Source organism: Photorhabdus noenieputensis (genome assembly GCF_018448935.1).
Classification (GTDB): Bacteria; Pseudomonadota; Gammaproteobacteria; order Enterobacterales; family Enterobacteriaceae; genus Photorhabdus; species Photorhabdus noenieputensis.
In genome coordinates, this window is sequence record NZ_RCWC01000034.1 from 44225 (window position 1) to 64281 (window position 20057).

Annotated in this window: 18 protein-coding genes, 1 tRNA gene and 2 pseudogenes; 12 read left to right on the plus strand and 9 right to left on the minus strand. The window is 39.5% G+C overall.

Going from position 1 to position 20057, the window contains the following annotated elements:
• Positions 1-152: 152 nt before the first annotated feature.
• Positions 153-1235 carry a YeiH family protein gene (locus tag EAE91_RS18870; protein WP_214089834.1) on the plus strand — a complete coding sequence of 361 codons (1083 nt, stop codon included), beginning with the start codon at positions 153-155 and terminating at the stop codon, positions 1233-1235.
• Between the two features lie 107 nt (positions 1236-1342).
• On the plus strand, positions 1343-2185 hold the full coding sequence (nfo, locus tag EAE91_RS18875) for a deoxyribonuclease IV (RefSeq protein WP_214089835.1): 843 nt from the start codon (positions 1343-1345) through the stop codon (positions 2183-2185).
• A gap of 19 nt (positions 2186-2204) precedes the next feature.
• Here the strand turns inward: nfo and fruK are convergent, their stop codons facing one another.
• A complete protein-coding gene (fruK, locus tag EAE91_RS18880; RefSeq protein ID WP_214089836.1) occupies positions 2205-3143 on the minus strand; it encodes a 1-phosphofructokinase in 939 nt (312 codons plus the stop codon).
• 202 nt (positions 3144-3345) lie between these two features.
• Between fruK and EAE91_RS18885 the strand changes: the two genes are divergently transcribed.
• The 3 genes from EAE91_RS18885 (at position 3346) to yeiP (ending at position 5848) form a co-directional block, all read left to right on the plus strand.
• Positions 3346-3765, plus strand: coding sequence for a nucleotide triphosphate diphosphatase NUDT15 (locus tag EAE91_RS18885; protein ID WP_214089837.1), 420 nt, complete (start codon positions 3346-3348; stop codon positions 3763-3765).
• Between the two features lie 116 nt (positions 3766-3881).
• Positions 3882-5144, plus strand: coding sequence for a tryptophan permease (gene mtr, locus EAE91_RS18890; protein ID WP_214089838.1), 1263 nt, complete (start codon positions 3882-3884; stop codon positions 5142-5144).
• A 131-nt stretch (positions 5145-5275) separates the two neighbouring features.
• Positions 5276-5848 (plus strand): elongation factor P-like protein YeiP, encoded by a 573-nt coding sequence (gene yeiP / locus EAE91_RS18895; protein WP_036777297.1) that lies wholly within the window; start codon positions 5276-5278, stop codon positions 5846-5848.
• A 229-nt stretch (positions 5849-6077) separates the two neighbouring features.
• Here the strand turns inward: yeiP and EAE91_RS18900 are convergent, their stop codons facing one another.
• The gene (locus EAE91_RS18900; RefSeq protein WP_244868931.1) at positions 6078-6395 is read right to left on the minus strand and encodes a hypothetical protein; all 318 of its coding nucleotides are present in this window, start codon (positions 6393-6395) and stop codon (positions 6078-6080) included.
• 434 nt (positions 6396-6829) lie between these two features.
• Between EAE91_RS18900 and EAE91_RS18905 the strand changes: the two genes are divergently transcribed.
• Positions 6830-7534 (plus strand): phosphatase PAP2 family protein, encoded by a 705-nt coding sequence (locus EAE91_RS18905; protein ID WP_214089839.1) that lies wholly within the window; start codon positions 6830-6832, stop codon positions 7532-7534.
• 357 nt (positions 7535-7891) lie between these two features.
• Positions 7892-8482, plus strand: a complete 591-nt coding sequence (mepS, locus tag EAE91_RS18910) for a bifunctional murein DD-endopeptidase/murein LD-carboxypeptidase (RefSeq protein ID WP_214089840.1) — start codon at positions 7892-7894, stop codon at positions 8480-8482.
• 96 nt (positions 8483-8578) lie between these two features.
• On the opposite strand, the gene EAE91_RS18915 is transcribed toward mepS, so the two are convergent.
• The 3 genes from EAE91_RS18915 to rsuA all read right to left on the minus strand — a co-directional run bounded on the left by EAE91_RS18915 (position 8579) and on the right by rsuA (position 11859).
• The gene (locus EAE91_RS18915) at positions 8579-8923 is read right to left on the minus strand and encodes a YejG family protein (protein WP_036777304.1); all 345 of its coding nucleotides are present in this window, start codon (positions 8921-8923) and stop codon (positions 8579-8581) included.
• Positions 8924-9930: 1007 nt separating this feature from the next.
• Complete coding sequence (locus EAE91_RS18920) at positions 9931-11115, minus strand: Bcr/CflA family multidrug efflux MFS transporter (protein ID WP_214089841.1); 1185 nt, start codon at positions 11113-11115, stop codon at positions 9931-9933.
• A gap of 42 nt (positions 11116-11157) precedes the next feature.
• Positions 11158-11859: a 16S rRNA pseudouridine(516) synthase RsuA gene (gene rsuA, locus EAE91_RS18925; protein WP_214089842.1), complete on the minus strand. Its 702-nt coding sequence runs from the start codon at positions 11857-11859 to the stop codon at positions 11158-11160.
• A gap of 314 nt (positions 11860-12173) precedes the next feature.
• Here rsuA and radD point away from each other — a divergent pair, with 314 nt between their 5' ends.
• Positions 12174-13931, plus strand: a complete 1758-nt coding sequence (radD, locus tag EAE91_RS18930) for a DNA repair helicase RadD (protein ID WP_214089843.1) — start codon at positions 12174-12176, stop codon at positions 13929-13931.
• A 144-nt stretch (positions 13932-14075) separates the two neighbouring features.
• A complete protein-coding gene (gene rplY, locus EAE91_RS18935; RefSeq protein ID WP_036777310.1) occupies positions 14076-14360 on the plus strand; it encodes a 50S ribosomal protein L25 in 285 nt (94 codons plus the stop codon).
• A 72-nt stretch (positions 14361-14432) separates the two neighbouring features.
• Here rplY and yejK read toward each other — a convergent pair whose 3' ends face one another.
• A complete protein-coding gene (yejK, locus tag EAE91_RS18940; RefSeq protein WP_214089848.1) occupies positions 14433-15437 on the minus strand; it encodes a nucleoid-associated protein YejK in 1005 nt (334 codons plus the stop codon).
• 272 nt (positions 15438-15709) lie between these two features.
• Between yejK and EAE91_RS18945 the strand changes: the two genes are divergently transcribed.
• The 3 genes from EAE91_RS18945 to EAE91_RS18955 all read left to right on the plus strand — a co-directional run bounded on the left by EAE91_RS18945 (position 15710) and on the right by EAE91_RS18955 (position 17860).
• Positions 15710-15937 (plus strand): YejL family protein, encoded by a 228-nt coding sequence (locus EAE91_RS18945; protein ID WP_011147091.1) that lies wholly within the window; start codon positions 15710-15712, stop codon positions 15935-15937.
• 31 nt (positions 15938-15968) lie between these two features.
• A complete protein-coding gene (gene yejM / locus EAE91_RS18950) occupies positions 15969-17708 on the plus strand; it encodes an LPS biosynthesis-modulating metalloenzyme YejM (RefSeq protein WP_214089844.1) in 1740 nt (579 codons plus the stop codon).
• Positions 17709-17783: 75 nt separating this feature from the next.
• Positions 17784-17860 (plus strand) — tRNA-Pro (locus EAE91_RS18955).
• Between the two features lie 164 nt (positions 17861-18024).
• Here EAE91_RS18955 and EAE91_RS18960 read toward each other — a convergent pair.
• From EAE91_RS18960 to EAE91_RS18970, 3 genes and pseudogenes are all read right to left on the minus strand, one after another.
• A complete protein-coding gene (locus EAE91_RS18960) occupies positions 18025-18651 on the minus strand; it encodes a tail fiber assembly protein (RefSeq protein WP_214089849.1) in 627 nt (208 codons plus the stop codon).
• A gap of 51 nt (positions 18652-18702) precedes the next feature.
• Positions 18703-18975 (minus strand): annotated as a pseudogene (locus tag EAE91_RS24765) (phage tail protein); the annotation flags it as partial.
• A gap of 246 nt (positions 18976-19221) precedes the next feature.
• Positions 19222-19614 (minus strand): annotated as a pseudogene (locus EAE91_RS18970) (tail fiber protein); the annotation flags it as partial.
• Positions 19615-20057 lie beyond the last annotated feature (443 nt).

Below are 20057 nucleotides of genomic sequence, written 5' to 3' on the forward strand. Positions count from 1 at the left end.
TTTTAATTTTATACAGTAATAAACAACTTAACAAAAATCCTCTTTTTTACCACTTTTTTAGATTACATATAAAAAAATTATCAATTTTAATGATAATTTAATTTTCTATATGCTTATGTTTAAAACATAATAAGCAAAGTGAGAAAATATCTATGTCTGACATTCGTGCTGAAAGATTCGGCAAACAACCATCTATTCCCGGTATCAAATTAATACCAGGGTTAATATTAGCGGCAATACTTACTGCAATCTCAATATATGCCGGAAATATTTCATGGTTTATTAATATGGGACTGGGCACATTAACACTGGCGATCCTTACAGGGATCATTGCCGGTAATACTGTCTACCCTTTACTCAAACCTTATTGTGATAAGGGTATCCATTTCTCAAAACATTATCTCTTGCGGGCAGGTATTATTCTTTACGGTTTCCGTTTGACATTTCAGCAAATTGCCGATGTTGGCGTTACCGGCCTTTTGATTGATGCAGTAATATTGTCTTCCACTTTCTTTATTGCAATCTGGCTAGGCAAATCACTCTTTAGATTAGACCAGCAAACGGTAATACTGATTGGTGCCGGTAGCAGTATCTGCGGTGCAGCGGCTATTATGGCAACAGAGCCGGTAGTCAATGCCCCTGCCAGTAAAGTTGCCGTTGCGGTATCAACAGTTGTCATCTTCGGCACTATCGCTATTTTCATTTATCCGTGGTTTTATCAACTCAATGAGTATTATCAGTGGTTACCACTTACTCAGGAAACTTTCGGTATTTTTACTGGCTCTACCATTCACGAAGTTGCTCAAGTTGTTGCTGTTGGGCATGCAATTAGTGATCAAACGGAAAACGCAGCCGTTATCAGTAAAATGATCAGGGTTATGATGTTGGCACCATTCCTGTTGTTATTATCCCGTTACATTAGCCGTGCCCGCACTAAAAATGGAAGAAACCATCAGGAGAAAACACCAATGACTATCCCCTGGTTTGCGGTGATTTTTATTGCAATAGCGGGTTTTAATTCTTTCAATTTATTGCCTACCGCAATAGTCCATTCTCTGATTAATATCGATACTATTATGCTTACTATGGCAATGGGAGCATTGGGTTTAACTACTCATGTGAGTGCCATCCGTCAGGCCGGATTTAAACCCATTTTATTAGCTTTAATTTTGTTTATATGGCTGATAATAGGTGGTTTTTTGATAAATCTGGGCATTCAACATTTGTTCGGTTAACCAGAGTCCACACGGAGAAATTTCAGCAACATATAACCTTTCCATTCTTAAGGTTCATTGAGTGATTGAACAATGCCATAATGACGTAAAGTAGGAAGGAGAAAAATATGAAATTTGTTGGAGCACATGTCAGCGCTGCCGGTGGAGTTGATCAAGCGGTTATCCGGGCACACGAATTAAAAGCTACCGCCTTTGCCCTATTTACAAAAAATCAGCGCCAGTGGAATGCTCCACCTTTAGCCGCTGATGTTATCGATAAATTTAAAGAAAATTGTGAACGTTATGGATATAGCAGCCGACAAATTCTCCCTCACGACAGTTATCTGATTAATCTCGGCCATCCAGAAAGTGAAGCTCTGGAAAAATCCCGGCTAGCTTTTATTAATGAGATGCAACGTTGCGAACAATTAGGAATCGATTTATTAAATTTCCATCCTGGCAGTCATCTCAATAAAATAGATGTGGATAAATGCCTGGCACGTATTGCAGAATCTATCAACATTGCTCTCAATAAAACCCAGGGAGTCACTGCTGTTATCGAAAATACGGCAGGTCAAGGCACTAATCTGGGTTTCAAATTTGAACATCTGGCCGCAATTATTGACGGAGTTGAAGATAAAAGCCGAGTGGGTGTCTGTATTGATACCTGTCACGCCTTTGCGGCTGGCTACGATTTACGTACAGATGATGTTTGTAAACAAACTTTTCAGCAGTTTGAAAAAGTTGTCGGCTTTCAATATCTACGCGGAATGCATTTAAATGATGCCAAAAGTGAATTCGCCAGTCGTGTTGACCGACATCATAGCCTTGGAGAAGGAAATATTGGCAAAACACCTTTCAGTTATATTATGAAAGATGCTCGTTTTGATGGTATTCCGCTCATCCTTGAAACGATAAACCCAGATATTTGGCCGCAAGAAATTGCCTGGCTGAAATTACAACAAAATTAATTATTCTTTAATTAAAGCATTATTTAACGGGTATCAGTTCAACGTCAGCCATCATGGCAGCTAATTGAGGGCGATTACTGATACCCACATTAGGTTGACTAACCGCAAGTGCAGATACAGCCGTCGCCAATCGCAACGTGTGTTCACTGGATTCCCGCATCAGCAAACCATAAACCAAGCCACCAACCATTGAATCACCGGCACCAACCGTGCTGACAACTTTACAATGTGGTGGTTTTGCCAACCATGCCCCAGATGCGTTAACCCATAATGCCCCTTGCTCACCCAAGGATATGACAACATGAGCAATTCCTTGATCCCTAAGTTGATGTGCAGCCATGATGATATCGGATAATTCAGGTAACAAACGCCCCGCCCACACTTCAAGCTCATGACGATTCGGCTTAACTAACCAAGGAGATGCTTTTAACCCTGCAACCAATGCTTCACGGCTGCTATCGAAAATAATACAAGGGCAAAGCTGACGTAGACAGGTCATCCAGTCGGTAAACGATTCAGCAGAGACACCAGCAGGTAAGCTACCACTAACAACGACCATATCAAACTGTCCAAGCCATGAAAGCGAATCATTAACAAATCCCGACCATTCAGCTTCACCGACATAAAAACCAGAGAAGTTAAAATCTGTCACTTCACCGCTTTCTTCTGTCAATTTGACATTAATCCGTGTTCTGCCCGGTACTAAATGAAAACGATTTACCATACCATTTTCATTGAAGAATTGTTGAAATCCTTCCTGATTCTCCTTACCCAAAAAACCACTCACCGTGACATCAATACCTAAATCACGCAAAACTTTAGCAACATTATTGCCTTTTCCCGCAGCGTGTAGCCCGGCGGTTTGCACTCGATTGATTGCCCCCTTGACGATTTCCGGGCACAATCCCACTAAATCATAAGCAGGGTTTAGGGTGATAGTGGCAACTCTACAGCTCATTTTGCCCAATGTCTCCTAAGTAGATGATCATCATTATTATGAATTTTTCAGTTCTATTTATATCACTAAAATTGAATCGTTTCAGTTAAATTCCGTACTTTATTGATTATTGCCTTAAACTGATTTACGGATAAGAATAGCATTGAATTTTTCTCAAAATGAGATGCAAATTTGCTGAAACTTAGATGAAGGAATAAACCAAATGTCTGTCATTGTGGGTGTTGGCGTGGTTATTGTAAATGAACATGGTCAAGTATTACTTGGAAAACGTAGCAGTAAACATGCACCATACTGGTCAATCTTTGGCGGTCATGTTGATGCCGGAGAAACTTTTGAACAATGTGCAATCCGTGAAATTGCAGAAGAAACAGGTCTGGTGATTCAGTCACCAAAAGTCTACGGTATTTGTAATAATCTTCAAACTTATCAACAAGAAGGAAAACATACTATTTCGGTGTGTTTACTGGCAAAACATCCGGGTGATGACCCAAAATTGATGGAGCCAGAAAAATGTGAACAGTTTATGTGGTGTGATCCCGACAATCTTCCTGAACCTCATTTTGAAGCCAGCCGGAATGCAATAAAAATGTGGCAAGAAAATAAATTTTATCTGACCGAATGAACTAACTTATGTTAGTTCAATTTCAAATAATCCTTTATGACATCTATTTACACTCTATAAACAAAAATGTATCTTTAAGCTAGTACAAAGAAACAATATACCAGCAGGAGTTAAATATGTCCATTGAGACAACCCAGAGTTTAAAGCGCCCTCCCATACTAGGAGGTGCAATGATAATTGCCGGAACTGCTGTCGGCGCAGGAATGTTCTCTACTCCCGTGGTGACTTCTGGTGTCTGGTTTACTGGCTCAATTATTCTGCTGCTTTACACATGGGCGTGTATGTATTTTTCTGGCTTGATGATATTAGAAACTAACCTGAACTATCCATCAGGTGCCAGCTTCCATACCATGACTAAAGATTTACTCGGTAAAGGATGGAATGCAATCAATGGTATCTCTATTGCATTCGTGCTTTATATATTGACCTACGCTTATATTTCAGCGGGTGGCTCAATAATTGTCCACAATTTTAAAAATATTATTTCGATATCACAGGCAAATGCTGGCCTTATTTTCGCCTTTATCGTTGCATTTATTGTCTGGTTATCGACTCAAGCTGTGGATCGTCTGAGCACAATTTTGATCGGAGGTATGGTTATTACTTTTTTTATGTCCGCTGGCGGCATGTTTACCGAAGTTAAATATGTCATCCTGTTTAATCATCAGACGGATACTATATCAAACGACACAGCAACAAATTATATACCTTATGCTTTAGCCGCTCTGCCCTATTTACTCGTCTCATTCGGATATCACGGTAATATTCCAAGTTTAGTAAAATATTATCATAAAGATAGCAAAGCCGTTATTCGCAGCCTGTTATTCGGTACATTAATCGCATTAGCTATTTACATCTTGTGGCAATATGTCATTCAAGGAAATATTCCCCGAGAAGTATTCAAACAGATTATTGCTGATGGCGGGAATATCGATGCTTTATTAAAACACATGGATAATACAACAGACAGCAAAACCGTTCACCAACTTCTAAATGCCTTTTCTTATATGGCATTAGCCAGTTCATTTCTTGGTGTCTCTTTAGGACTATTTGATTACATAGCTGACTTCTTTGGCTTTAAAGATAACAACACCGGCCGGTTAAAATCTGCATTAGTGACATTTATTCCACCAACAGCGCTAGCTTTACTATTCCCCAACGGTTTTATACATGCCATTGGTTTCGCTGGATTCGCTGCAACCATCTGGGCTGTCATTATTCCAGCACTGATGGCTCGGGCAAGTCGCCAGCGCTTCCCAGAAGCCAATTACCGAGCACCAGGAGGAAAATTTCTTATTGGGTTTATCATCCTGTTTGGTTTGATAAATGCTATAGCTCATATTTTATCCTCTCTTGATTTATTACCTATGTATCGTTGATATAAAACATTCTTACTACAACCCCAATGTAAAAAAACAGTGGGGTTTTTTTAATCCCTACTTGCCTAATACCTTGACTACGAGTAATTTTGTCGCCGATTATTCTCTTGCAGTTTTATGGAAGGTTACATATGGCTAAAGCCAACGAAATTAAACGCGGTAGTGCCGTCAGTTATAATGGTAAGTTACTGCTGGTCAAAGACATTGATATTCAAGCGCCAAGCGCCCGGGGAGCTAGCACACTATATAAAATGCGCTTTACTGATATCCGTACCGGCCAGAAAGTGGAAGAACGCTTCAAAGGAGATGATATCCTTGATACGATCAGCCTGACTCGTCGTAGCGTTAACTTTTCCTATATTGATGGCGATGAATATGTTTTCATGGATGATGAAGATTTCACACCTTATCACTTTAAAAAGGAACAAATCGAAGAAGAGTTGTTATTTATTCCTGAAGGTGGCCTGCCGGGTATGCAAGTTCTGACAATAGAAGGACAAGTCATTGCCCTTGAACTGCCACAGACAGTCGATATGGTGATCGAAGAAACAGCCCCTGGAATTAAAGGCGCTTCTGCCAGTGCACGGACAAAACCTGCCAAAATGAGCACCGGACTCACCGTGCAAGTACCTGAATATATCAGTAGCGGGGAAAAAATCCGTATCCATATTGCAGAACGTCGCTATATGGGACGTTGCGATTAACAGTATTATCTAATTCTGAGTTGCCCAGTATAAAACAGGGTAACTCACTTTACCTATTCCATTAATTAAATCAGTCACCCGCTTTCCCTTTAGCATTTGGTCATAATTAAAATTCCCAAATAAAATACAATATAAATCTGTCACTCATTCATTTTAGCAATGATAAATAACATCCTTACTCTTCTTAAATTAAACATAAAATAAATAACATATGAAATTTTTCTTAACATCAATTATAGAAAATTGTAACAACACCAATTTTCTCTTTTCCTTTTATCCATTTAATCTCTGTTACCCCCATTTGGTGTGGTAAATAAAAATAAATATCATTTTGCAAATCGAGCTTTCGTCGTTGGGTAATCTTATGTCCCTTTCGCCAACAAGTGGTATCAGCCCAGTTATCACGCCAATCGAAACGACACGGTGATTCAACAATCGCACCTGAAAAGCGAATAACTCCTGTACTTGATGTTGTTTCCGACCCACTATTGGCAAGACTAGGAATCGCCAGAAAAAAACAACCCATCATAACCCGGAACATAGACATAAAGCCCCCACCATAAAACAGCATCATTTGCTGCGATTTCTAAAAATGAAATCAATCTAGAAATCGGAAAAATTTATGAGTCTATGTATTGGTAACGGCTATTTTCGTTGTTTATTTATAATTTTTAGCGATTAAAGCTGATAAAGGTATTTATATCTTACAATATTAGAATTATCAGAATAAATTATCAATAAATTAAGAAGTTACAGCCTTAACCCCCCCAACATCACTCAATAAAAATCCACAGAATTGAGGAGGAATAGTTGCCAAAGTAAATAAAAAATGAAGAAAAAAACACAAAGCAGATAAAAAAACAACAAATTAACTTACAGTCTCTTAAGAATTGTGACATTATTACTCAATATTTGTTATATTAACCTACATAATCGTAAGTTTAGTTACCACTTGTTTTATTTTTAACAAATAGGTCTCCCATGACACGCAGTCACCCATTTACCATATTTATACTGAACCTGTTAGGGATTACTTTGTTTTTCTCCTGGTATTTACCAGAACAACACGGTTTTTGGTTCAAAATCGACTCTGCAATCTTCTACTTCTTTAATGCAAAATTAATCCCAGGTTCAATATTCACAGAATTTGTCGCATTTGTGAATATCAGGGCCTTCGATGCCATTTCACTTTTATGTATGGGATTACTATATTACAACGCTTTTCGTAAACAGAATTACGATGGCAAACGCAGATTATTCATGATTGGTTTGGTCATGGTAATAAGCGCAGTTATACTTAACCAAATCGGCCATCTACTCCCTGTTATCCGTCCAAGTCCAACATTAACCTTTGATCATATCAATCGTATTAGCGAAATGACCAATCTGGTAACAAAAGATGCATCAGGCGATAGCTTTCCAGGCGATCACGGATTAATGCTCCTGATTTTTAGCTGCTTTATCCTTCGCTATATCTCAGGCAGAGCATTCTGTACCGCATTATTGATTATGGTAATCTTTGCATTACCTCGTATCATGGCAGGAGCGCATTGGTTTACTGATATTGCAGTCGGCTCTTTATCTCTGGTGCTAATCGGAACAAGTTGGCTACTATTAACACCATTAAGTGACATCATGATTAACTGGCTGGATAAGAATCTGCCACAAATTGGTCGCCCAATTTAAGGGCTTTCCCATAAACTCTTTTTACCGAATAATATTGGGAAGGTATTTAACTTTCCCAATAGCTCATAAAACCCACATAAATAACATAAATTAGCAACATTCCTGATCTCTCCTACTTAGAAATCTAATTTTTTGTAAATTATGTCATTAAATACTCGCCTTTTCCTGATTGTTTCTGTACTCTCGGTCTAAATGACATTTATTGTAAATATCGTTATAAAACGTGGCATCAGACGCGTTTTTTCACCAAGCGCGTTGTTTACTCATTGTTTTTTCTAACACCAGGCTTCGAAGCGTTTGATATTTTTCAATAATAGCGACCAACTAAGGTAAGGATAGCAAGGGAAAACAAAAATAATGGTCAAGTCTCAACCTGCTCTGAGATACATGACGCGGCTGATACCCGCGCTGTTCGTAGCGATTACTTTATCCGCGTGCAGCTCGCCAGATTCATCAAGGTTTCGTAACACACAAACTGATACGCATGCAGTAAACGGTAAGAACGGCTTCTTACTTCAAGCGTCTCAGGATGAATTCGAAGCGCTCGTTCGTAATCTGGACATAAAATCTAAAATTCTTAGCCAATACAATGGCTGGAAGGGCGTTGCCTATCGACTCGGTGGCGATACTAAACGCGGTATAGATTGTTCTGGCTTTGTTCAACGTACTTTCCGTGATCAATTTGGTATGGAACTGCCACGTTCAACATTTGAACAACAAAATATTGGCAAAAAAATCGACCGTTCAAGATTGCGCCCTGGCGATTTAGTCTTATTTAAGACAGGTACACGTACCAGGCATATTGGCATCTATGTTGGCAATGACCAATTCGTCCATGCCTCTACTAGCAATGGTGTCATCGTTTCCAGGTTAAGCAGCACATACTGGAGCAAACGTTATTACGGCGGTCGCCGAGTCATCAGCAATAACATGGTACCTAACGGATAATTATACCTAACGGATAAAAAGTACCTAACGGCTAAAAATTTTTCCCCTGCCCACAAAAAAGCGCTTCCACCAAAGGAAGCGCTTTTCGCGTTTATATCAGAATGGATAAAGCGCAGTTATCTTTTCAGCAATGGCAGCGCCAAGTGTCTTCAAACGACACATAACCGCACTTTCATCTTCACTATTAATAAACAAGCACGGTTGACCTTCCAATTCAATCACAGTGCTTCCGATTTGCATATCAGCAAGTGATTGCTGCAATTTTTGCATAACATTCCACGCAGCCCCGTCCTCGTGGCTGAGTAACTTCAACCCCATCAGGCTGCTTTCTGCATTCACTTCATCAACCGGAAGTGGCTCAACTTTGATACCCACAAAACCGGGTGACCACCTGTAACTTTGCGGCAGCCGATGTACCACCGAAAGCTGAATATTATTCACGAATCATTCCTACCTGAAAGAATATAGATACAAAAGTTAAAGTTAGCGGCTATCTTCAGGTGTTCTACTCGCCAAAACCGAATAACTAACCCCCAAAAAAGGTAAACGAAAAGTTAAATTTGTGTTTATAGTATTACATTAATTCCAAATTTCACCTTATAAAAAGTGAGATCAATCTCTCATTTCTCATATATTTATACTTTTTTTAAAGAAAACTCAACTAATTTTTATGCAAAAACCCAACTTTATGTTTAATGATTGTTTACATATTTTATTTTTTCAACTCAACACTTTAACATAAAAATCAAATAAGAACTGTAAAAACAAATAGATAACAATGTGTTTTATAAGGTATAATTAATGACAACCTAATGATAACGCCATTGAATATTTTTTAATTTAACAAAAATACAACAAAGACTTATAGTTACCATCAATACATCAACAACAATTTATTCGCACAGCAAAACATTTCGGAATTTCCTTACAGTAAAAAGTTAGCCTCTTAGCCCAACGGAAATACAAAAATCAACAAAACGCAACAACAATAATAAAAAACAATGAGGCAATAATAGTTTCGCCTCTCCATAAATAGCTCCGTACTACCATTTATAGTTATTAAGCACAGCCAATCGCTCAATTCCTTATAATATTCAGGGAAAATACTCTCTTTAATAAAATTATCGTTTTTAATGATAATTTCAGTAATACAGAAAATGCTGATGATACTACAAACTTATTACAGTCTCATTGCTTAATAGTAAATCTTAAAATAACAAAAAAATCATAACAAAATGATTTAATTGATTATTTTAAATATCATTAAATCCTATCGCTATCAATCAAGAATATATCAATGAAGGAAGATATATATTTTAAAATAAAATAGCTCCTCAATAATCTCGTATAAAATTATAACCGAAAAATATCATCAAAAATATTTTTCGCTTACAATAAGTTTCTTTTTAAGGAAAAGGCTGCACATGAAAACAGCCTTCTGTTTTTACTTACCGACTCTTTTTTGCATATATAATAAGCAACACAGCCAAAATAACAGATAAAACCATAGAACCAACCATTGGCCAGGCATTACGTGCTGGTAACATGGCAAGTAATACACCAACTAAGGCACTAATACCAAAACGAATCGTACCCGCCAATGAAGACACCGTTCCGGCCATATGTGGGTAATCATCTAAAACCACCGCCATGACATTAGATGTAATCATAGAAATACCACATATATAAGCTGCAACACCGATGACCAGAGCAATAAAACCAAAATCGAGTGCGGTAGACAGTAACAACCAGCCCCCCATCACAAACTGCACACTCAAACCACAATACATCATCTTCAACGCGCCAAAACGCCGGACATAGCGACTATTTATTGTCGTCATCACAAACAGAAATGCGATATTAAGCGCAAAGTAATAACCAAAGTGCTGAGGAGAAACACCATTTAACTCAATATAAACAAATGGCCCCGCACTAAGAAAAGAAAACATTCCTGCAAATGAAAAACCGCTGGCAAGCATGTAGCAAAATACACGACGCTGGCGAAATAACATAATAAACTGACTTACAGTCGTACGAAGATGAAATTTTTGTCTTTTCTCTTTTGGCAAAGTCTCTCTTATAAAGAAAGCAACAAGGAATATGGTAATAACAGCAGTTACCGCAATACTCCAAAAAATAGCATGCCATGTGAACCAAATCATTATCATGCCACCAAGAATTGGTGCAATTAATGGAGCAATAGTCATTACTAATATCACAAAAGACATGCTACGCGAGAATTCATCTTTGGTGAACAGATCTCGCATTAGCGCATTAATGACAACCCCTGCGGCGGCGGCCGAGAATCCATGTAAAAAGCGCATATAAATAAAATCATCGATATTCTGAACCGTTGCGCACGCAGCCGAAGCCAGAGCAAATACAGTAACCCCACCCAGAATAACCGGCTTACGCCCCAAACTGTCAGCCATCGGACCATATATCATCTGACCGATAGCAAAACCAAGAATATAACTGCTCAGCGTCATCTGAACCCGTCCGCTATCTACACCGAAATCTTCGGCAACAGTCGGCAAACTCGGTAAATACATATCAATGGCAAGAGGCATTAACATAGAAAGCAGCCCAAGGATTAAAATCAGTCCTAAATAGGATGATCGTTGTTGTTGCACGTATATTGCTCCAATATTTAAAATAATTAACTAAAACTAAAATTAAGGAACATTGACACTGGCAATTTCTTGCTTAGTCAATGACCGGTACTCTCCTGGCTCCAATTCAGGATCTAAGATGATTTCACCGATTTGCTCACGATGAAGTGCTGTTACCCGATTACCCACCGCTGCAAACATACGTTTTACCTGATGATAACGCCCTTCACTAATCGTCAGGCGGACTTCTTGAGGTTCCAGAATTTCCAGTTGGGCAGGTTTTGTCAGTGTTTTTTCACCATTAAGTTGAACACCTGCAAGAAATTTATCTGCCGTCTCTGCTGCAATCGGACATTCAAGTGTGACTAGATATGTTTTTTTACAATGATGTTTTGGGGAAGTAATGCGATGAGACCATTGACCATCATCGGTTAGCAAAACCAGACCGGTGGTATCCATATCCAACCTACCAGCCGTATGTAATTTATGCGCTGCCGACTCATCAATAAAATAGAGAACCGTCGGATTTATCGGATCATCGGTGGAACAGACATACCCTGGTGGTTTATTTAGCATAAAATAACGAGGCCCTTGTTGCTGTTCCAATAACGAACCATCAAACATGACCTGTTGCTCTGGAGTTAATTTATAAGCTCCAGTTTTTACAATCTCATCATCAACCGTGATACGCCCCGCACGCAACTCGCGTCCTACGTCATTCCGACTGATACCAAGCTGTTGTGACAAAAATTTATCCAATCGCATGGATGAAGACACCTGTATTAATTAATTTAAAAATGAACGTAATCCACTATCCTGACACTTATCTTGGCACTACAACACAATGCCACCAAACAGTGCCACCAAACAGTGCCACCAAACAAAGAAGATATGAAATGAACTTAAAAGATTTTAAAGCTAATCATAACTATGTTTACTATAAACAACAATTATCTATTTGTTATAACCAGTTACAGTTTCACTCAATCAGATAATTATCTTATCTTGACTTGCGTTCACAGCAAATTGATAAGAAAAATGTTACTCTTTTACGGATATTTTTCTGTTGCGGAATGATTATGACTTTTACTTTACGTCCCTATCAGCAAGAAGCCGTGGATGCCACCATTAATCACTTCCGGTACCATCATGAGCCCGCGGTCATTGTATTACCAACTGGAGCAGGTAAAAGCTTAGTTATTGCTGAACTGGCAAAATTAGCTCGTGGGAGAGTATTAGCACTAGCTCATGTAAAAGAATTAGTTGCACAGAACTACAGCAAATATTGTGCATACGGTTTACCCGCAGACATTTTTTCCGCCGGATTGCAGCAAAAACAAAGCACAGGAAAAGTGGTATTTGGTAGTGTACAATCTGTCGCCCGAAATCTTGAACATTTTGATAATCAATTCTCTTTACTGATAATTGATGAATGCCACCGCATTAGCGATGATGAAAACAGCCAATATCAGCAAATTATTCATCACCTTCGGCAAAATAACCCTCAATTACGTATTCTTGGCTTAACAGCAACACCTTACAGGCTGGCTATCGGCTGGATATATCAATATCACTATCACGGAATGATCCGTGGTGATGAAAACTGTTTTTTCCGCGATTGCATATATGAATTGCCCCTACGTTATATGATTAAACACGGTTTTCTGGTGCCCCCAAAACGGCTAGATATGCCGGTTATGCAATACGATTTCAGCCAAGTTCGCTCCAGTCAGCAAGGCATCTTCAATGAAACTGATTTAAATCACGAAATCAAACGACAAAAACGCATCACGCCTCATATTATCAGACAAATCATTGAATATTCCGCTGATCGCAAAGGCATTATGCTTTTTGCTGCAACTGTCGAACATGCCAAAGAGATTTTTCAATTACTCCCTTCCGGCCAAGCCGCATTAGTCAGCGCCGATACATCAACCGCTGATCGTGATCTGTTCATCGAAGCCTTTAAAACTCAGCAATTACGCTATATGGTTAACGTCGCCGTATTAACAACTGGATTTGATGCTCCCCATGTTGATCTGATAGCTATTCTGCGCCCTACTGAATCCGTCAGTTTATATCAGCAAATTATCGGTCGTGGTTTACGTTTATTTCCCGGCAAAAAAGATTGCCTGATTCTCGATTATGCAGGAAATCCTCACGATCTCTACACACCAGAAGTTGGCAGCAATAAACCGGATAAACAGAGCCAACCGGTTCAAGTATTCTGCCCTATCTGTAACTTCGCCAATATATTTTGGGGAAAATGCACCTCCGACGGTGAAATTATTGAACACTTCGGCCGCCGCTGTCAGGGTTGGGAAAAGGATCAATGCGGCAAACGCCGTCAATGTGAGTTCCGTTTTCGTTTTAAACTTTGCCCTCATTGCGGTGCAGAAAATGATATCGCAGCACGGCATTGCCATAGTTGCCAGGAGGTGCTGGTTGATCCTGACGATATGCTGAAAGCCGCATTGAAACTCAAAGACGCACTGGTGCTGCGTTGTGGTGGTATGCAGCTCATCCCTGAAATTGACAGTAAAGGAGAATGGCTGAAAATCATCTATTACGATGAAGATGGCGCTGATGTTTCCGAACGTTTTCGGCTTACCACCCCGGCCCAACGACGACTCTTTGAGTACCAATTTCTTCGTCAACATCAGCGTGCTCCGGCGATACCTTTTAACTGGAAAACAGCCTCAGATATCGTTCACCAGCAACCTTTATTACGTCATCCAGATTTTGTGGTCGCCCGTAAAAAAGGCCGATTCTGGCAGATTCGTGAAAAAATCTTTGATTACCAAGGACGTTTCCGACGAGCAGACGAATTGTACTAATAGATTCAGATTGGCCTATTCCATTTGCTGTAACCGCCATTTTTCGCTAGAATGCCGCCCGCTTAACCTACGTTAAGCCAAATCTCGAACCTGCTGCTGGGTCGCCTGTAGCAGGATTTATTTTCTTCTTAAAGAGAAAAAACAATGTTTACTATTAACGCAGAAGTACGTAAAGAGCAGGGTAAGGGTGCGAGCCGCCGCCTGCGTAGAGCTAACAAGTTTCCAGCTATCGTATACGGTGGCAACCAAGAGCCAGTTTCTATTGAACTGGATCACGATCAGGTTATCAATATGGAACACAAAGCTGAATTTTATAGCGAAGTTCTGACCCTGGTTATCGACGGTAAAGAAACTAAAGTTAAAGTGCAGGCTGTACAGCGCCATCCGTTTAAACCAAAACTGGCGCACATTGACTTCCTGCGTGCTTAATTAGCCACAGCCGAGCTTTTCGGGACGCCGAGTAAATAACGCCGCATTTGCGGCGTTATTTATTTTTGGGCCTCAATGACCGCTGCTACGGCGCTGTAACTGGTCACGTAAATTTGGTGGTGTACCTTTAATGGTTAAAGTATCCGTTGCTGGATCCCAGAAAATTCTCTCACCAAACAACATCGCATCAAAATTGATTGTTAATCCGCCACCACTGCCAGCAAATTTAGTTAGCTGACGCAGCGTACTGCGATCTGCCGGAAAACTCTCTTCCAGTTCATATCCCTGCTCTTGAGAAAACTGCTGAAAATTCTGTTCTCCAAACGAGGGTAATGCCTGAGACAACTCCTTAACTTCGATTTCCTCTCCCGCTTGCAATTGTTCATTACAATAGCTGTATACTTGCTGACGATAGGCTTGACGCTCATTCTTATCAAGCTGACCAGATTCACAATAATCATCAATTGCTTGTAACAGGCCCTTATTCTGAACCTTAGCATTCATACCTTCGCTGGCAGCAAGAAAATCCATAAAAAAATCTGAAACTTTGCGCCCTACTCGCCCTTTCAAGAATGTTAAATAACGGCTTGATTCAGGATTAGTTTCCCACTCCGTCAAATCTATACGAGCAACAATATCTGCGTGAGGAATATCCAGATAATGCGTAGTATTTAAATCTAGATTATCGTTAACCGACATACTGTTACAGCTATTAAGCACAGCAATCAATAAATACTCTACCGCCAGATAGCGATACTGACAAAACAGGACCGTTCCTCCCTCGGCAAACGGATATTTCGCCAGTTCATCCCTCAGACGCGCTGTTGCTGCACGACTGAACCCAAGAAAATCTTCATCACCTTTACGCTGATGTCTGAGCGCCTCTGCCAATTCACTTTCTTCATTAAATAAGCCGTAAGCTTTACTTTTTGCGCTGTATACCCGATGTAATTCAGCCATCATATCTTCCACCACTTGATCGGTGGCGAGTAAAGAATCACGCAACACAACATCTAATGTCTGTTCATCACGCTTGATTAATTGATGCAAGGCAATCTGATCTATTTGCAGACTCATTCTTTCTACTCCTTTCGCGGCTGACTTCATGCGTTTTGAAACACGCATTCAAACACCGATAACAAACGACTGCAATAAAAAACCCCGAAAGAAAATAGCGTTTCTCCATCTGCCATCAACTATAATTTACTGGCAGATATCAAAAAATTGCTAAAAATAGGTTATTACTGCAACATAATCTTAACCGTAAATTAATTTGCCACAAAAGAGCGGAAAATCACGCATCTATACGGTAAGATAATACGCTTTGTTAGTTCAGGAAGTTTAAATCTATGCCACAGTCATCTCGTTACAGTGACGAACACGTTGAACGCTTATTAACAGAACTAGTCAGTGTTCTGGAAAGGAACCGTACGCCGACAGACCTTTCTTTAATGGTACTGGGCAATATGGTAACAAATTTAATCAATACGAGTATATCTCCTGCACAGCGCAGACATATTGCTGACTCGTTTGCACACGCGCTTAAATCTTCGGTAAACGAAGATAAAGCCCATTAATTTTTAACTAAGACTACAATGTAAACAAAATATGGTAACTAGCCGTCAGCGTTATCGTGAAAAAGTTTCCCAAATGATTAGCTGGGGGCATTGGTTTGCCCTATTTAATATTCTGTTCAGTCTTGGATTAGGTAGCCGTTACCTGTTTGTTTCTGACTGGCCGAGCTCACTGTTCGGCCGAGTCTATGCTCTGGCTAGTTGGCTTGGGCACTTTAGTTTTATTGTTTTTGCCGTTTATTTGCTGATCCTGTTTCCACTGACATTTATTGTCATGTCACAGCGTCTGCTAAGGTTTCTTTCAGCTATTTTCGCCACAGCCGGGCTGACGCTGTTAATATTCGATATTGCCATATACAACCGTTTCCACCTTCACCTTACACCTTTAGTGTGGGATTTAGTGATCAATCCTGATCAAGGGGAACTCGCACGAGAATGGCAGCTAATGTTCATCTGTATTCCAGTCATTTTTCTGATACAGATGTTATTTGGTACCTGGAGTTGGCAGAAACTACGCAGCCTGAATCGGCAACGGCTTGGTAAACCATTAGCTGCTGTCTTTATTTCGGCTTTTTTAGCTTCTCATTTGATGTATATCTGGGCTGATGCGAATTTTTATCGCCCGATTACCATGCAACGTTCTAACCTGCCGCTCTCCTATCCAATGACAGCGCGTAAATTTCTTGAAAAACATGGGCTGCTCGATCAACAGGAATATCAGCGCCGCCTGATACAACAGGGTGATCCTGCTGCGCTGACAGTGGAATATCCACTTAATGATCTGACTTATCAGGATAAAGGAAGCGGATACAACCTGTTAATACTGGTAGTTGATAAACTGGATAATAGAGATATTACAGAGAATATGCCTGTGCTTTCTCATTTCAGAGAAACCAACATTCGGTTCAATCAACATTTCAGTACTGGGATTCAAAATGATACCGCTCTATTCGGGTTGTTTTATGGTATTTCTTCTGGTTATCTGGATGGAATACTGTCTGGACGTAAATCATCAGCCCTAATTGATGCGCTAACGCATCAGGGATATCAATTCGGCCTATTCTCTTCTGTAGGGTTTGGTACTCCGCTTTATCGTCATGCATTACTTTCCGACTATTCATTGCCCACCGAGATCAACCAAAGTAACCAACTTACGATCGAACAATGGCAGCAATGGCTAAATTTACCCAATACTAACGCTCCGTGGTTCTCCTTCTTGAGGCTAAGTGGCTTGGATAAAATAGATTCAGTAGGTAATGCTGCTGCTCTTGATGGTCAGATTAATACTGTGCTAGAGATACTAAAAAACAAAAACGCACTGAACAATACTGTCATTGTTATTACTGCTGAACACAGTGAAATCGCCGCTACACATCCACCTAGATGGATAAACAATGGCAGATTTAATCGTGCTCAAATGCATGTTCCATTGCTGATTCATTGGCCAGGAACACCATCACAGACAATTAATAAACTGACCAGTCATCAGGATGTCATGACAACATTAATGCTACGTTTATTGCATGTCAGCAATACTCCTGCTGATTATTCTCAAGGCCAAGATCTATTTGCAGCACAGCGTGATAATCCGTGGGTGATTACTGGTGATGATGGCTCCTTAATCATTACAACCAGCGAAAATACCCTATTCCTGGATAAAAATGGTGACTATCACTTATATGATCTGGAAGGCAACGAAATCAAAGATGCTAAACCCAATCTAGCGCAACTATTACAGATATTAACCGAGGTTAAACATTTTATAGCTAATTAAATGCTTAAAAATCAATCGGTCACAAAATTCAGCACTTGCTTTTAGATAAAAAATCAGTACTATACTAGGAATTATCGGCATGTAGCGCAGCTTGGTAGCGCACCGTCATGGGGTGTCGGGGGTCGGAGGTTCAAATCCTCTCATGCCGACCAAATTTCCCCAGAAAAACCAACCTGTTAGGGTTGGTTTTTTTATGCGTGGGATTTGGCTGGGGAAAAACTGGGGCAAAACCCCGACTTCAAACTTGGCATTCATAACCACTTACAAGCCAGTTCCTCTCACTCCGAAATATAAAATTACCTAATTATTACTGCTCTTATCTCGGCGCTTCCGGCCATTCCACATCAGACGCTTGCAGAATATCTACACGAGTAAGCAATACCCGGTATTTTTTCCATTCGAGTAACGCTGATTTTTCTGCTTCTGTTGCCATACCTATATCAACAGCATCTTGCAGCAACGAGTGTGCTTCATTTGCCTGTCGTAACAGTTCTGCTTGCTTCCTTTTTGCTCCTGCAATCTGATGGGATTTGAGAAGATCTTTATCAACTACCCACTCTTTACCATCCCATCTATCGTAATCGGTATCAGGTTTCTTGAATGTCAGAATTTCTGGCAGCTCACCCAATTCGGTAACTTCTTGCTGTGCACGGGTTTGTTTGTTGTAAACAATTTTTCCGCGATAATCAGGTACTATTTCCCAACGCTTACCGTCTTCACTGCGACAAATAGCCATATCATCAGAATCAGGAAGCTCTGGCGCATCAGGATAAGCACCCGCTGACAAACTGACACCCAACATGACATATTCAATATCAGAGTGTGTGAATTCTCGTGTAATTTGATTAGTGTAATGAACTTTTATCCAGCCTGCTTGAATTGCTAATCCATCTTTACCCAATACGGCTGTTTCATGCTCTAAAGCGTATTTTTGTTCAGTCATTATGTTGCATACTGCTCTCACTATGTAATTAAATGTATCAAATTTACCACGCAAATCAGGTACTTTACCGTCAGGATAGGCTGCCGCCAATTGCGGGTATTGAGATTTATCAAATGTCTGGCCGTTGCAATAAAGATACCCTTTTGGAGTGTACCTTGACGAATGCAGGATGGGGGCACCGACCGGAATATTTACAGCACTAACATCGTCAATCATTGCTAATGTTCCGGATTTCTTTTGTAAACTTGCGTAACAGATGGTATTGCCACTTTTATCTCTGTAATAGATAGTTAATGGATCTTGCCCGTCAGGGTTCGTTGCCATTTGGACATAATATCCATCTTTCTTCTTTAGTCGAATACCTGCATACTCGTGGTTTGCATCTACATCTAAGCTACTGCATGTGAATTGTTCTTGAGATTTTTTTAACGCATAGTTCCCTCTCACCCAGTCGTTCTGAGCTGAATTCTTAGCTAAATTCACCGTTTCCGATAAACCCAAATTTTTCACAAACTCATTTTTATCAGGAATATCTGCACCATTTTGGTTTTTGGACAACCTACTGTTAGCATTATTATTTACATCGGAAACAAGCTTCTGAGTTGCTGCCAGTGTATTACTATTACCAACCATCTCTGTAAGCTGAGTTATGCCTTTCTGTGTTAATGAAGCATTTGGTACTTTGGTTGCAATTTTTTGCTCTAACGCCTCATTTAATTGGGCAGCGAGTTTAATTATATCCCCATCGTCCAAAACATCATTACCGGAATAGGTTGCAATAAAATTAGACACAACAGATGCTATTGTTGACGACTGACGCAATACCTTATTGAGCAAATGAACAGTAATATTATCTGGTGGAAATCCAGTTTTTAAACTCTGACTTTCTTCATATCTTTCTTGACTCACTACATTTGCATTATTATTAATAGAAAAAGCTTTAAAATCATTTTTGTGATTCATATACCTTCCTTAAATCAGATAATAATATTTCATAATCAATATATTTAAATCATTTTAAAAATAATCCCCTTGTAACTCATGCCAATCAAAGTCTAACTCAGAAAAATAATTATGCGTCGTTATTATTTCTTATAAGGTTAACTATTTTTGTATAATTAACAGTAATAGTAACTCAACATTTTTGAATCAAAAATACATTCACAAATATATATTTAACATCTGGAAACTATATTTATCTTATTCCTTCTATTTATTCCTGCAATTCTTTCTACTTAACTTTCCACTCTAAATCTTTACCCTAACACCTAATCTACCGCAGGGCAAGATCGTGAATATTTTGTTAAAAAAATCAGATTTGACCGACGGTAATAGTTATGATCTCATACTCTCTTTTTGAGAGCAAAAACCATGTGCTTTGATATTTTTACTGAACATTTCTCAGA

Coding starts and splice junctions, on each gene's coding strand:
- yeiP (WP_036777297.1), top strand. CDS start 5,276: ATGGCTAAAGCCAACGAAATTAAACGCGGTAGTGCCGTCAGTTATAAT.
- rplY (WP_036777310.1), top strand. CDS start 14,076: ATGTTTACTATTAACGCAGAAGTACGTAAAGAGCAGGGTAAGGGTGCG.
- yejK (WP_214089848.1), bottom strand. CDS start 15,437: ATGAGTCTGCAAATAGATCAGATTGCCTTGCATCAATTAATCAAGCGT.
- EAE91_RS18905 (WP_214089839.1), top strand. CDS start 6,830: ATGACACGCAGTCACCCATTTACCATATTTATACTGAACCTGTTAGGG.
- EAE91_RS18960 (WP_214089849.1), bottom strand. CDS start 18,651: ATGACTGAACAAAAATACGCTTTAGAGCATGAAACAGCCGTATTGGGT.
- EAE91_RS18885 (WP_214089837.1), top strand. CDS start 3,346: ATGTCTGTCATTGTGGGTGTTGGCGTGGTTATTGTAAATGAACATGGT.
- EAE91_RS18870 (WP_214089834.1), top strand. CDS start 153: ATGTCTGACATTCGTGCTGAAAGATTCGGCAAACAACCATCTATTCCC.
- rsuA (WP_214089842.1), bottom strand. CDS start 11,859: ATGCGATTGGATAAATTTTTGTCACAACAGCTTGGTATCAGTCGGAAT.
- mepS (WP_214089840.1), top strand. CDS start 7,892: ATGGTCAAGTCTCAACCTGCTCTGAGATACATGACGCGGCTGATACCC.
- radD (WP_214089843.1), top strand. CDS start 12,174: ATGACTTTTACTTTACGTCCCTATCAGCAAGAAGCCGTGGATGCCACC.
- EAE91_RS18945 (WP_011147091.1), top strand. CDS start 15,710: ATGCCACAGTCATCTCGTTACAGTGACGAACACGTTGAACGCTTATTA.
- yejM (WP_214089844.1), top strand. CDS start 15,969: ATGGTAACTAGCCGTCAGCGTTATCGTGAAAAAGTTTCCCAAATGATT.
- EAE91_RS18900 (WP_244868931.1), bottom strand. CDS start 6,395: ATGTCTATGTTCCGGGTTATGATGGGTTGTTTTTTTCTGGCGATTCCT.
- fruK (WP_214089836.1), bottom strand. CDS start 3,143: ATGAGCTGTAGAGTTGCCACTATCACCCTAAACCCTGCTTATGATTTA.
- nfo (WP_214089835.1), top strand. CDS start 1,343: ATGAAATTTGTTGGAGCACATGTCAGCGCTGCCGGTGGAGTTGATCAA.
- mtr (WP_214089838.1), top strand. CDS start 3,882: ATGTCCATTGAGACAACCCAGAGTTTAAAGCGCCCTCCCATACTAGGA.